The organism is Nonomuraea sp. NPDC049784, assembly GCF_040659615.1.
In the GTDB taxonomy this organism is placed as follows: domain Bacteria; phylum Actinomycetota; class Actinomycetes; order Streptosporangiales; family Streptosporangiaceae; genus Nonomuraea.
Map to the genome: position 1 here is coordinate 14539 of NZ_JBFAMX010000094.1, position 13163 is coordinate 27701.

15 protein-coding genes are annotated in these 13163 nt (G+C 65.2%); 8 read left to right on the forward strand and 7 right to left on the reverse strand.

What is annotated here, in order from left to right; all coding sequences use genetic code 11:
• Positions 1-203: 203 nt before the first annotated feature.
• Positions 204-359, forward strand: a complete 156-nt coding sequence (locus tag AB0J09_RS21020; RefSeq protein ID WP_360693343.1) for a hypothetical protein — start codon at positions 204-206, stop codon at positions 357-359.
• 300 nt (positions 360-659) lie between these two features.
• Here the strand turns inward: AB0J09_RS21020 and AB0J09_RS21025 are convergent, their stop codons facing one another.
• On the reverse strand, positions 660-1196 hold the full coding sequence (locus AB0J09_RS21025) for a hypothetical protein (RefSeq protein WP_360693346.1): 537 nt from the start codon (positions 1194-1196) through the stop codon (positions 660-662).
• Positions 1197-1788: 592 nt separating this feature from the next.
• Between AB0J09_RS21025 and AB0J09_RS21030 the strand changes: the two genes are divergently transcribed.
• Positions 1789-2454, forward strand: coding sequence for a DUF4097 family beta strand repeat-containing protein (locus AB0J09_RS21030; RefSeq protein WP_360693387.1), 666 nt, complete (start codon positions 1789-1791; stop codon positions 2452-2454).
• Positions 2455-2457: 3 nt separating this feature from the next.
• On the forward strand, positions 2458-2916 hold the full coding sequence (locus tag AB0J09_RS21035) for a hypothetical protein (RefSeq protein ID WP_360693349.1): 459 nt from the start codon (positions 2458-2460) through the stop codon (positions 2914-2916).
• A gap of 236 nt (positions 2917-3152) precedes the next feature.
• Here the strand turns inward: AB0J09_RS21035 and AB0J09_RS21040 are convergent, their stop codons facing one another.
• The 4 genes from AB0J09_RS21040 to AB0J09_RS21055 all read right to left on the reverse strand — a co-directional run bounded on the left by AB0J09_RS21040 (position 3153) and on the right by AB0J09_RS21055 (position 6253).
• Positions 3153-3281: a hypothetical protein gene (locus tag AB0J09_RS21040; RefSeq protein WP_360693351.1), complete on the reverse strand. Its 129-nt coding sequence runs from the start codon at positions 3279-3281 to the stop codon at positions 3153-3155.
• Positions 3282-3478: 197 nt separating this feature from the next.
• The gene (locus tag AB0J09_RS21045) at positions 3479-3943 is read right to left on the reverse strand and encodes a hypothetical protein (RefSeq protein ID WP_360693354.1); all 465 of its coding nucleotides are present in this window, start codon (positions 3941-3943) and stop codon (positions 3479-3481) included.
• A gap of 61 nt (positions 3944-4004) precedes the next feature.
• Positions 4005-4736: an HAD family hydrolase gene (locus tag AB0J09_RS21050; RefSeq protein WP_360693357.1), complete on the reverse strand. Its 732-nt coding sequence runs from the start codon at positions 4734-4736 to the stop codon at positions 4005-4007.
• Between the two features lie 398 nt (positions 4737-5134).
• Positions 5135-6253 carry an MFS transporter gene (locus AB0J09_RS21055; RefSeq protein ID WP_360693360.1) on the reverse strand — a complete coding sequence of 373 codons (1119 nt, stop codon included), beginning with the start codon at positions 6251-6253 and terminating at the stop codon, positions 5135-5137.
• 46 nt (positions 6254-6299) lie between these two features.
• On the opposite strand from AB0J09_RS21055, the gene AB0J09_RS21060 reads away from it, so the two are divergent.
• From AB0J09_RS21060 to AB0J09_RS21070, 3 genes are all read left to right on the forward strand, one after another.
• A complete protein-coding gene (locus AB0J09_RS21060; RefSeq protein ID WP_360693363.1) occupies positions 6300-6668 on the forward strand; it encodes a transposase in 369 nt (122 codons plus the stop codon).
• Between the two features lie 2 nt (positions 6669-6670).
• The gene (locus AB0J09_RS21065; protein WP_360693366.1) at positions 6671-7588 is read left to right on the forward strand and encodes an IS3 family transposase; all 918 of its coding nucleotides are present in this window, start codon (positions 6671-6673) and stop codon (positions 7586-7588) included.
• A gap of 253 nt (positions 7589-7841) precedes the next feature.
• Positions 7842-9005 (forward strand): ring-hydroxylating oxygenase subunit alpha, encoded by a 1164-nt coding sequence (locus AB0J09_RS21070; RefSeq protein WP_360693369.1) that lies wholly within the window; start codon positions 7842-7844, stop codon positions 9003-9005.
• Positions 9006-9454: 449 nt separating this feature from the next.
• On the opposite strand, the gene AB0J09_RS21075 is transcribed toward AB0J09_RS21070, so the two are convergent.
• Positions 9455-9910 (reverse strand): DUF3592 domain-containing protein, encoded by a 456-nt coding sequence (locus tag AB0J09_RS21075; protein ID WP_360693372.1) that lies wholly within the window; start codon positions 9908-9910, stop codon positions 9455-9457.
• 456 nt (positions 9911-10366) lie between these two features.
• Between AB0J09_RS21075 and AB0J09_RS21080 the strand changes: the two genes are divergently transcribed.
• Positions 10367-10777, forward strand: a complete 411-nt coding sequence (locus AB0J09_RS21080) for a hypothetical protein (RefSeq protein ID WP_360693375.1) — start codon at positions 10367-10369, stop codon at positions 10775-10777.
• Between the two features lie 241 nt (positions 10778-11018).
• On the opposite strand, the gene AB0J09_RS21085 is transcribed toward AB0J09_RS21080, so the two are convergent.
• Positions 11019-11903 (reverse strand): aminoglycoside phosphotransferase family protein, encoded by an 885-nt coding sequence (locus tag AB0J09_RS21085; protein WP_360693378.1) that lies wholly within the window; start codon positions 11901-11903, stop codon positions 11019-11021.
• 740 nt (positions 11904-12643) lie between these two features.
• Here AB0J09_RS21085 and AB0J09_RS21090 point away from each other — a divergent pair.
• The gene (locus AB0J09_RS21090) at positions 12644-12961 is read left to right on the forward strand and encodes a phosphoglycerate mutase family protein (protein ID WP_360693381.1); all 318 of its coding nucleotides are present in this window, start codon (positions 12644-12646) and stop codon (positions 12959-12961) included.
• Positions 12962-13163 lie beyond the last annotated feature (202 nt).

The window sequence follows — 13163 nt, forward strand, 5'->3', positions numbered from 1 at the left end:
GAACCAGGCTTCGAGTCGTACACCGACCAGCAGGGAGAGACGATCGATGTCATCGCGGCGATCGTCGAGCGAGTTGGGCAGGCGACTGGCGCCCTACGAATGATCGCGGAACGGGACCCTAATACACGTGGGCGGGCTTCGGTGACTTCGAGATCACCGAGGCACGGGTTGCGGGCCGTGCCGGGGCCCTGCTGGAGTGCGCAATGCACGACGCCGGTCGGGTGTGGGCCGTCCGGCAGTACTTCGTCGTCCGCGACGGCATACGGTTCACGCTGGCCTGCGGCACGTTCGTGCCGGAGCAGGACGACGCGCTGTTCGCCGCCATGGCGGACCGCCTCGAGCTGCTCGACGCCAGTTGACCTGACCGCTTCGGCCGATCGCCGAGACGATGGCGACCGGCTGAAGCGGGCGTGTTGTACCGGGCCCGCCCGGCCGGTAGTCATCCGCGTAGCAGCGACAGACCTGACCACGTGTCCTTCAGCGACCGGATGCCGTCAGGCCGCGCAGCCGCCGCCGGGTCATTGACGAAATAGCCGCCGGACCTGGCCGCTGTCGTTGATGCGTACGGCCTCGGTGGTATTCACCGGCGATCCGGTAGCGAGCGTCGATGTCGCCCGGGAAGAGCTGCACTCGCGGCCGGTGGGCGCGCGAGGCTCCGATCAGTAGTAGCCGCTGATGACGGCGGAGTTGAAGCCGCGCGTCTGGCCGCTGCGGAAGTCGACCAGGTCGATGTGGCCGTAGAGCTCGTCGACGTAACCGTCGAAGTATCCGTCGTCCTCGTTGAGCTGGGCGAAGGTCGCCAGCCGATCGAACTCGGCCGACAGCCCGCCGTCCCACGCGGAGCTCCAGGTAACCGGCACGGACACCAGGCCGTTGTCGTAGACGGGGTCGTCGCCGAAGATCTTCGCGGAGAACTCCTCACCGGGGTGATCGATGATGGCCTGGGCGTCCGCGCGGCTCATGGCCACATCGATGCCGAGGTGGACGGCGATGTTTCCGTCGTCCTGCCGGTCGAGGCTGAAGCAGATCGTGTAGCCCGTGCCGCCCGTGCACTTGTTCACGAGGTCGGCCGACGCGGGGCCTGCCAGTGCGACGGAGGCCACGAGAACCGCCGAGGTGACGATCAGCATCCGGCCGATGCGGCCGAACCGCTTCTTCTGGATCAGGGAGGGAAGGACACAGTGGTTGGCGCCCATAGAGGCTCCTTCACAGTCAGGCCCCGAAGCCGCCGATCCGGCCGTCTACCATTATGCGTTCCATCCCGTTCCATGTGGCTCCCTGCGAGCGTCCGGCGCTCGGCGATAGATCAAACCGGGGCGGTTTCTAGTCGGGTCTGGCGACGCTGTGCCGCAGCACCTGATCGGAGCAGAGGAAGCACTTGTAGATGATGGTCGCCACCTCACGCCAGTCCCGGCGCAGTGTCGTACTCGCGCAGCATCGTGCCGAGCTAAATCGCGGTCAGACCGGTGGAACCGTAGTCGGCCCAGCCGCCTTCGGCGCGCCCGGAGGCACCAACTGAGGCTGTCTGCACTACGCGGCCACGGGGCCCAATCCCCGGCCGGCTACTTCCCGCCGTATGTCAGCGGCGGCGTCAGGACGGCGACAGCCCGGTATCAGAGCGGTCGGCGAGGGTGGATGCCATGAACGGTTCAGCGCTGCGGCCTTGGGGCTGCGAACTGGGCCGCGCCGAGATCACCTCGATCCTCGTGTGGCCCTCATGGAAGGCCATGAGGGCCACGCCGGGATGGGTCTCGCAAGATCGAAACAACGCAGCACAAGGAGCATATGATGCAGAAGTTCGACACCCCCGCCCCGATCTCCGCCGTCCTGGACATCCCCGCGGGACGTGTCCAGTTCATCGCCGCCGACCGGGCCGACGCTACGGTTGAGGTCCGGCCCGCGAACGCCTCGAAGAGTCGCGACGTGACGGCAGCCGAGCAGACCACGGTCGACTACGCCGACGGCGTCCTGCGGATCGAGACTGCCACAGCGAAGAACCAGTACCTGGGCCCGTCTGGATCCATCGAGGTGACGGTCAAGCTGCCCGCCGGTTCCCGCATCGAGGCTAAGACGGCCAGCGCCGAAGTTCGGACCGTGGGCCGCCTCGGCGACGTCTCCTTCGAAGGCGCGTACCGCCAGATCAAGCTCGATGAGACCGCGAGCCTGCGCCTCACCGCGACCGACGGCGATGTCGAGGTCGGCCGTCTGGGCGGGCCCGCGGAGATCAGCACCGCACGGGGCGACATCCGGATCGCCGAGGCCACGGGCGGCAAGGTCGTGCTGCGCACCCAGTCCGGCGACATCTCGATCGCCGCTGCCGCCGGAGTCTCGGCCGCCTTGGACGCCGGTACCAGCCACGGCCGCATCACCAACGCCCTCAAGAACGACGGCACCGCCGGACTCGACATCCACGCCACCACCTCCAACGGCGACATCACTGCCCGCAGCCTGTGACGCGTGCCTGGTATGGAGCTACGACCGGAGCTGCTTTCCCCCGTCTCCCAGGAGCGACAGGAGCAGCTAGGGAGCGAGATCGACCGGATCGCGGAACTCATAGAAACCGGCAGGCTGATGGAGGCACGCGAGGCCGTCGCCGCGTTCAACATGCAGACTGGGCACAGCTATGAGCCGTTCGATTTCGCCGCGTACTGGGAATCGCAGGATCTGGTGGAACTCGCCCGGGATGCCGCTCGCCCGGAGCGGCCCAAGGTATCGGACATCACCCGGGAAGAACTCGCCGAAATTGTCCGCAGAATCATGGAGGTCGACCCGGATTACTACCTACGCCTGCTAGAGGCCAATGTGCTCCATCCACGCGTCAGTAATCTGATCTTCTGGCCGCTGGAAGAACTACAGGACGCCACAGCCGAGGAGATAGTTGAAGCCGCCCTCGGCTATCGCCCCATCGCGTTGTGAGCGCGGCCCATGACGGCACGCTACCGAGCAACGTGACACTGACGTTCGGTGTTGCTCTACATCGGCACGTAGTGATCTTAGGTAGCGCGCGCGGTGCAGGTGACGCCCTACTTCGATCTCTCAGGTGCCGCCGGCAAGTGTTGATAGTGCCAGGCGTGATCAGCCAGAGAGAGCGAATCACTGATGAGAACCTGCGCGACGTAGTGATCCAGCTCCATGCGGCCTGACAGGGGCTGCTACCCGAACGAGCCGTCCTCGCGGTCGACGAACCGCACGCAGCCGTCGTGCTCGAAACGCACCCGCCCGTCAAGCGACGAGGGGGGGTTGGTGCAGGCTCCGTAGTCCAGGCCGAGCTGACCGCTCAACGCGATCCAGAAACGGCATCCTCCGCGCAGATTCGGCCAATGCGCGGCCAAGAACAAGAGGCCCAGGTCGGGGGCCGGGGCTTTGTGTGCCGGGCGACATCCGGTCTCGCCATTGATCATGGTGTGATCTCGTGTTGGTCGGCTCTCCTGTCACGGACGACGAGAGGGTTGTGTCATTCAATGTGGCCATTTTCCGGTCAGGGCCCGCCTCTCAGCTGTTCGGCCTGGCGCTCCAGGCCACTCTTGATGAGCTGCGCATACTCGTCGTCGCCAAGCGCGCCGATCGTGGTTCGCGCCTGTTGGAGGTGCTCACGGGCGCGGTCGAGATCGCCCAGCTTGCGATAGCACTCGCTCAAGTTGAGGTGCAACGACGGGTACAAGCCAGCCGCCGAAAGCGTCACCCCAGCTTGCGCCACCCGCTCATCGGTGACCAGGTCGGCGGCGGCAAGCGCTCGCAGGTCCCACATCAGCTCTTGGTGCACGTCGTCTTGCACGTCGGCCATCGCGTGGGCAAGGACGCAAATGTGCAGCGGGTCGCCTTGCTCGCCGCCGATGTCGTCCCAGATTTGCGCGAACAAGTCGCGAGCGGCCTCACGCTGACCTCGGTGGTGGTGCAGCTCCACTCCCTGGCCGATCCGGGTGATCGTTGGATCGGTGATCATCGGCGGTCCCTTCATCGGTGCCGGCTCGCCCACAAACCACGCTGAGGTTCGTGAGAGCCGGTCAGGCGGTCGTGCGTGATAGGTGGTCGGGGAGGTCGGTGAGGCGTTCGATGCGGAGCACCGTCTCGTCTGCCGTCGGCGATGGTCCACCGGTGACGAAGTCGATGCCGCGGTCCAGCCAGATGCCGGTGAGCCCGGCGAGGGCGGCTGCATTCACGTCGCTTTCCAGCATGTCGCCCACGTTGACCGCCTGTGCGGGGTCCGTCCGCATCCACCGGCAGGCGGTGGCGTAGGCGACGGGCTTGGCCGCACCGAGCTCGGTCGGGGTCAGGACGGCTTCGAAGTATTCGAGGAGGCCGAAGCGGGCGAGCTTGGCACGCTGCTGCTCGGGGTCCCCGTTGGTGAGAACGGCCAGACGCGGTCCTCGGGGAAGCCGTTTCAGGGTCTCCAGGCATGGCTGGACATCGGGATAGCACCGCCAGGACTCCGCGAACACGGTGAGGTAGCGCTCGGCGATCCAGGCGTCCAGAAGGCCGGGACTTTCAGGAACCGGCTCGCCGAGCATCGGCAGGAAGGAACGGAGCCTGCGCCGGTGGTGCTCAGCGAAGGAGCACTGACCGGCCAGGTATTCCCGCATGTGGCGCCCCTCCAGCGTCCACCACAACGTCACCAGTTCCTCCGGCGGAGCCGTCGCGTTCGGCGCGGCCTGGACGATCTGACCGATCGTTTCCAAGACCGCGCTTCGATGATCGACCAGGGTGCCGTCCAGATCGAAGAAAATCACATCCGCCATAGGGTGATGATCTCGTGGCGCTTGTCCCTGACGCCAGAGGGGTCGCAGCACCTTGGCTCCCGGTCTGGCGGACTACGCCACCTGAAGTGCTCAGTCACATTGACGGCGCGGTGTCGCGTCCCCATCAGTACCGCTCAGAGCAGATGCCTCCGGCGGGGCCCTCAGGCTCCAGGATGATCGCCACGCACGCGGCGAAGGTCAGTAAATGGTGATGTGGAAGCCTGATCATCTCGTCACGTCGCCCCAGTACGAGCCGAGCGGGCCAAGGTCCTGGGGCGAAGGTCGTTCTTCCAGCGGGGAGCTCCACCTTCACCCCAGGACCTTGGCCCGCTCCCCTGACGGATGGGACGACGGCGGCGGGATGATCAGGCGGGAGGGCTGTGTCGTGCTTACGCGACTCAGCCGCGTTCACGCATCGTGAGGAAACAAACGACAGCAGCCACAGCCAGGACTGGAACTCCAACAAGGATCGGCGCTCTCAACCCCCACCCAGCCGCAAGGAGTCCACCGACGAGAGCCCCCAGCGGAGACGCGCTCATCACCGCGGTCATCGCAGCGCTACTCACTCGACCGAGCATCTCAGCTGGAGTAAGGCGCTGACGAGTGGTACGAGCCACCACGGCCCACACGCCGAACGCACCGCTTGTAATGGCCAGGCCCGCAGCCACAACGACGGCGGAAGCAGTGAGGCCAATCATCAGTTGCCCGATCGCAGCGCAGGCGAGGCAGCCCGCCAGAGCTCCTGCGGCTCCGACTATGCGTGTGATCCGCGCCGCTAACACGCCCCCTGCAAGCCCTCCAACGGCGCCGACTCCCAGCAACACGCCATAGCCCCAAGCCGGCAGACCGAGAATCTCAGGTACGTAGAGCACGAGCACGGCGAACCAAGCGCTGTCCATTGCCGCGAATACGGCACCCAGGCCGACGATCATTCGTAAGCGGGGATGTTTAATCAGCCACCGCAGACCGGCGCGAGTATCACTCCATATCTGGCCCTTGCTGGTGTACGAACCGGCTTTCGAGGCAAATACGTTGGGCAAGCTGAAGATCAGTGCGGCCGCCAATGCCAAGGTGCCGCCATTGACCGCGAACGGAAGCACCATCGCAACGCCGAATAGATAACCGCCGATCGGCGGCCCCACCAATTCGTTACCCGCGACCTCAGCGTTGACCAACCAGCCGTTGGCCCGATCGAGATCGGCATCACGCACCAGCGGCGGAAGGAGCGTGGCCGTCGCAGTGTCGCGCAGCGTCTCGCCAACACCACAGGCGAACGCCACCAGGTAAAGCAGCGCGATCCCGGCAACATCTAGAGAAACTGAAATGACCAGAACGGCCAGCATCAGTACGCGAACCACATCGACGGCCGCAGTGAGGCGGCGCTGGTCGAATCGATCAATGACCGCCCCAGCGAGCAGACCGAACAACAACCATGGACTCTGTCCAGCGATGGCGACACCAGCCACCGCGACTGGATCAGAGGTGATGGCCGCTGCCAACAATGGCAAGGCAGCCATGGCCTTCCCCTCATAGCGTGGAGACCGAACCGGGAGAGGTTTGGTCGTGGCAGGAGTCACGCGGAGGCGCTTTGATCCGGAGTTCCGGGCGGGGGCGGTGCGTATCGTGAAGGAGACCGGCAAACCCGTCGCGCAGGTGGCGCGGGATCTGGGGATCAGTCCGTACACGCTGCACAATTGGGTGCAGATGGATCGGCTCGCCGAGCACTACAACGGCGACGGCGATGGGAGCGGAACGCTGGAGGAGACCGAGCAGGAAGAGCTGGCCCGGCTGCGGCGGGAGAAGGCCGAGCTGGTCAAGCAGCACGCCCGTGAGAAGGCGGCGTGGGAGAAGGAACGCGCCGAGCTGGAAGACGAGCGTGACGTGCTCAAGCGCTCTGTGGTCTTGTGGGTCAAAGAGGCGATGGGCCGATAAGCGTGGCGGCCTTCATCAGCTCCCAGAAGACCGAGCACGGCATCGACCACGTCATCTCCTGCCGGGCATTAGGTGTGTCGCAGTCCTGGTTCTACAAGTGGAAGAACCGCATCGACCAGGACAAGCTGACCGCCCGCCAACGTCGGCGGGCCGACCTGGATGTGGAGATCACCCGCTCGTTCGAGGCGTCCGGCGGCACCTACGGCTCTCCGCGGATCACCCGTGACCTGCATGAGGCGGGCTGGCGGGTGTCGGAGAATACGGTTGCGGCGCGGATGGCAGAGCTCGGCCTGGTCGCTCGCGTGCGCCGCAAGCCGCGCTCGCTGACCCGGCAAGGCAAGCGGCCCGCCGCCCCGGACCTGGTCCGCCGGAGGTTCACCGCGGTCGCGCCGGACGTGCTGTGGTGCGGCGACGTGACGCAGATCGACACCGACGAGGGCAAGCTTTACCTGGCCACGGTCGAAGACCTGTTCTCCCGCCGGCTCCTCGGCTATGCCATGTCCGGGCACCACGACGCCGCGCTGACCAGCGCCTCGCTGCAGATGGCGGTGGCCACCCGCGGCGGCGACATCGACGGCGTGATCTTCCACTCGGACCGCGGCTCGGAATACACTGCGGCCCGCTACCAGGAGCTATGCCGGCGTCTGGGCGTGGTCCAGTCCATGGGCCGCGTGGGCTGCGCGCTCGACAACGCAGCAGCTGAAGCGCTCAACAGCACCCTCAAGGTCGAATACGTGCACCGCCACCGGTTCCGCACCAGAACCGAAGCGCGCCTGAAGATCGCCACCTGGATCGCCGACTTCTACAACACCACTCGGCGGCACAGCGCCAACGACGGCCTGTCGCCCATCACATTCGAACGTCACATGATCGACAAGAGGAAAGCCTCATCGGCCCTGCTAAGGACCGCTGTGGCATAGAACCGTCTCCACGTTTTCAGGGGATTGACAGCCATTCGAATCCCATCGCCCAGGTTGGACAGCACCGTCGCAAGCCATAACCGGTGGTACGCCGGTCCTAATGACGTCGAAACCATCGGCTCCCTTTCCCGTAAACCTGATCATCTATGTGCAGACAACCTGTGGCAGGCCTAGAAGATCAGATCACAGTGCGGTTCGACAGGTCTACCTTGATCCACTCACGGCGAACAAGGATTAGCGCAGAGGGACGACGATGCTTACGCGTGCACTGTCGGTTCCCGGTTCGACCCCCGCACTTGATCGCATCTCGGCCGGATACGATCCGGACCCCACGCTGTCGATGTCGTTGCACGCCGACGCCTACACCGATCCGATGTGGTTCGACGTCGACCAGCGGGCGATCTTCGCTCGTACCTGGCAGTGGTTGTGTCATGTGGAGAAGCTGCGGGATCCGGGAAGCTACGTGACGGGCACGGTGGCCGGGATGCCGATCGTCGCGGTCCGGGACGAGGCAGGTACGCTGCGGGCGTTCTACAACGTGTGTAAGCATCGCGCGCACGAACTCCTGGCGGGGGCCGGTGTCCGACGCAGCATCGTGTGCCCGTACCACGCCTGGAACTTCGACCTGACCGGCCGGCTGAGGCGAGCGCGCAACGCCGGCGACATGCCGGGCTTCGACACCTCCGCGGTGCGCCTGGACCAGATCCAGGTCACCGAGTTCGGCGGCATGGTCTACGTCAATCTCGACCCCGAGGCGGCTCCCCTGACTGAGCAGGCCGGGGAGCTGAAGACGGAGATCGAGACGCGGGCGCCGGACGTGGCCAAGCTGACCCTCGCCCGCCGGCTCACCTACACCATCGCCTCCAACTGGAAGAACGTCGTCGACAACTTCCTGGAGTGCTACCACTGCCACGTGGCTCATAAGGACTTCGTGTCCTTGGTCGACATGAGCACCTACAAGGTCACCACCTATGGGATCTACTCCAGCCACATGGCCCAGGCCGGCAAGACGGAGAATTCCGCCTACGACGTGTCAGGCGCGACGGTTACCGAACACGCGGTCTGGTGGCTGTGGCCCAACACCTGTCTGCTGCGTTATCCCGGCCGGGGGAACTTCATGGTGTTGCAGATCATCCCTGACGGCCCGGAACGGACACACGAGATCTGGGACTTCTATCTGGAGACCGCAGAGCCCAATGAGGCTGAGCTGGACAGCATCCGGTACATCGACGAGGTTCTCCAGGTGGAGGACATCGCCTTGGTGGAAAGCGTCCAGCGTGGAATGCGTACTCCTGCATTCACTCAGGGGAAGATCGTTTACGATCCCAACGGGTCCGGGTTGCCGGAGCATGCGGTCCATCATTTCCATGGCCTCGTCCTTGGCGCCTACCGGCACGAGCTTGAACAATCCCGCTAGACAACGGCGGGGGCACCACCAGGGCCTATGGCAACGTCTATGGCTCAGGCAATTCGGCAGCCGCCGGCACTGACGGCCTCCTTCCCGCTGCTCATGCAGAGGCCATGAGCGGCCTCACGAGTCACCACCCGCCCAGCGCATGGCCTTCACCAGATCAAGGGGCTGTCCCGGCTCAGCGGGGCTGTCACTCCGGCGGGAAGGCCGAAACAGCGTCCAGTTCCAGGCGCCGGTTCGTGTCGAGCTCGAAGCGCCCGTACAGGTTCAGGTGGGTCCAGAACAGGGCCTACAGGCCGCGCCGGTCGGCCGGGCTCAGCCGCTTGTGCCAGGCCGGATCGCGCAGCACGATCTGGATCATCACCGTGTTCAGGTAGGCGATCGCCGCGGCGACCAGGTGCAGCGCCAGGGCGGAGACCTCGGCGCTGCACCAAGTCGCCGGTCAGATCGCCGACCTACCTTGAGCGCCGGCGGAACGCATCCGCGCCCCGCCACCACAACATAACCGCCGCGAGAACGAGCAGGAGGACGGCGACACCTCCCACCGCGTGGCTGACATGAACGGTATCGCCCCGCGTGGCCATCACGTTGCCTTCTGGATCGGCGGGGTCGTACACCACCTGATGGCTCTCGCCCACCGACAGGATCCCGGACCAACGATGGGAGCTGATGGTCGCCTCGATGCGGACACCGTCACGCGTGGTGTATCTGATCACGACATCATTCGTCCACGTCAGACTGCGGTGGTACCTCACATCGGCAACAGTGGCCGTTGCGGTAACGCCGCGTTCCCGCAACCTCTCCACGGCCCGGTAGTCCTTCACGGTCACTACCGATATGCCGATGGCCACGAGGATCAGCGCGATCGCGGACAGCCTGTGAATGGAAATGGAGGAGAGGCGATTCCGCATCGACTGCCGGGAATGAGATCCCACCGACCCGTGCCTTTTTCCGGTAGCTCTGCCGCCCACAAGGCACCTCCGCTTTCAGGCATCGCTGGGATCAACGATTCGGCTAAGGAGGGAGGTTCCATCTTCGGCGAACGGCCACGCTATGCCGACGATCACGACCACGATCGTGATGATCAGCTATCTAGAGGAAGCGGCCGACATTGCGGACGTCGTGGCCGTCATCTTCTTCGCCTCGAGGCTTCGATCGACCACTCCTCTTCCGTGAACGGGACCGTCCCAATAGCGGTCGTTTACGGGACGACTGGCGGCTGAGGAGTTCGACCGCCAAGTGGCGATGCTCAAGCCGCTGATGGACTGGGATCCGGCCACCATGACATGGCGAGTACGGTTGAGCGGCTCGCGCGCCGAGCACGTCAGAGGGTGTCTTCAGCCTCGTGGACCGGGTGGCGAGACGATGTGCTCGACCCCGTCCGTCAAAGCCACTTCGCCAGCGTCGATCCGGACAGGCCGCTGTGGCCGGATCAGCCCTTGGATCACATGCATCCCAACATCAACGCCGCTTCCGTCGACGACCTCATCACGGCGCTCGCCGACGACTCGGTGACGCGCTCGCGACGTGATCGGCACCGCTGGGCCTTCCTCGTCATGACCAGAGTCGACCGCGGCCCCCACAAGGTTCCTGACATCTCTGGTGCCGGCGTCTTCCTCACCCGCGAGGACGCCGAGGACGCCGTCGCGCAGATCCGTCCCTATGTCGTCGACGGCGTATCTGGGTGTGAACGGTCACGCGCTGTAAAACCGTCGGCTCAGCGTACGCAAAAGAGGGCCCTCACCAGCGGAAATGCAGTGGCGGGCCCTTCTCGTTGATCACCTGTGAGTGCCCCTGATTTCCCTTGGTTTCCCGTGGCATCTGGCACGCGATCACGGGTCTGATCTTGTGCAGACGTACCCGCCCGTATCCCGCGGGAAGATCCGGCCCGCGTCAGCCACCCACTGCCCCATGTTGGTCGCGATCATCTCGGAGTCTGAGGCCCCCGCCGGAGGCTGCTTGAAGCGCACCCCGTGAAGAGGTAGCGGCGTGGCCGGCTACGACCTCGAAGGCCCGCGATCAGCCATGGGTATCCAGCCCTTGGCGATCGAGCGCTGCTCGGATCTGGCTGAGCCACTCTGTGCCCAGCTGGCGCCCGTTCGGGAGTTGGTCGCCTCGGTCCCAGCGCCACGTTGTGATCATCGCCAGCACGAGGATCCGGCACTCGCGCAGCAAGGCTTGATTGACACCCGGATAGTGCTCGCTGACTTCTTCGGGCGCATGGGCGAGGTCGAATTCGACAGGCCCTCGGCAACACGTCTCGAGATCTATGAACAGCAGCCCGTTCTTCGTGGTGAGCACGTTGCCCGGGTGCGGCTCGCCGTGCAGCAACTGCTCGGCGCCGCCGCGCTCGCCGATTACTCGTCTCAGGCTTCGTAACGTCTCGCCGAGCAGCTCCCGGTCCGCGTCGGCCAGCGCCGGAGTGTGATCGCGGCTCGCCACGAGTTGTTGGGCCTGCTCGACTCGATCCGTGAAGTGCGGCGTCGGGACATCGAGCTTGCGCATGCCGGCATGCAGCCGCTCGAGCGCATTGGCGTAGTCGGCTGGTGAGACCTCTCGAGGTGTCACGGGTTCGTGGTAGGTCCACAGCGTGACCACGAAGCCATCGCGCTCATAGACGCGTGGCTCCACTCGAGGCTCGAGAGCAGCCACAGGGCACCCGGATTCGGCGAGCCGCTGAGCAAGCTCGACTTCGAACCGTGCGACCTGATTCGCTACAGGTGCCACCCGGGCCAGGACGTCACAAGGCAGCAGTCGCAGAGTGAGCTTGTTCGAGTCATGAAGAACGATTGCGTCGTCGACTGTCAGGTCAAGTGAGGAGGCGGTCGACATGGCCGCAGCCACCGCACGCGGGACATCTGACGCCTGCATCGTCGCCTGGCCCTCTCCCTCGAGCGCTGCCATACTCTCCAAGCGGTGCAACCTGGGCACCATACCAAGTTGTCGATAGAGAGCCGCGGTAGCGCGACTGGCGGGGCGCGACCGAATCGGCGATCTGCCCCCTTCGGCTGCTCAGCCGACAACCGTCCAACAACGCAAACGATCCGGTCGCGGCACTAGCTCTGTGCGGCGGTGCGGCGCTCGGTCGGCGGATTCAGGGTGTACGGCGGGGCGGACGTACGGCGATGCCCCGCGCAGCACTCGCGTGAGAACGGCCCTCAGGCCGCACGCGCAGCGCGGGACGGCGGCGCGCCGCGCCGCCGCTTGATCCCCTATAAGAACAATTCGGCAAGATCCGCCATTGAACGTCCTGGAGCCTTGGCTCAGGTCGTCCGCTGGGGGTAGCGCCTCGAACGTCGCGCGACAAGCGCTGCATATGGTGCTGCTGCGGTAGATGTTCCAGCCGTTGTCGGATGCCCGGGTTGTCGTCGTGCACCACGAACTCCTGCTCGGCTTCGAGCACCGCGCAGCCGGCCGACCTCAGCTGCGCCAGAAGTGCGTCGAACCGCCGCCTTGCCTGGGACAGGCCGACGTTCCTGCAGCGCTGCGTCACGAACCGCTCATGGGAGCCGTCGCCAACGCTCGCCGTACCCAACGAACGCACCGACCCCAGCGCCGCTCCACCGCCCCAACCCTTGCTCCATCGCCATCAGCGCATCACGGCCGCAGGTGTCCAACTACCAACCTCTGACATGATCCACCGCATGCGAACTCGGCTCCTCTTCGTGCGCCACGGAGACTCCCTCCACAAGAGAGAAGGCGTGATAGGCGGCCCGAATGGATGCCGCGGCCTCACCGATACTGGCCGCGAACAGGCCGCACTACTCGGCCAGCAGATCACCGCTGAAATCGGAAACGACAAGACGACGATCTACCGATCCTTCGACCTGAAGGTGTCTCCCGCCTCGATAACAGAATGGGTCACCGACCAGGACCCCACACAGTGGCCACCCCCCAGATGGACACTCATCCGATTCAACGAAACCCCAGCCTTCGGCGGAGGCACTCCGGCTCCGGGATGATCGCCATGTGCAGCTGGCGGCCGTAGGTGGCTGAGGGGGAAGCCTGATCACCCCGCCCACCATCGACCGCTTCCCCTTCGGGCGGCCGACGGGACTGTACGGTCACTGGCTCTGGCGCACTTTCGGTGGTGACGGAACGTGATTGTTCGTGTCGGTACATGGCTATCTCGGGGTGCTGTGTCAGCGTGACGCCGGTGTGACG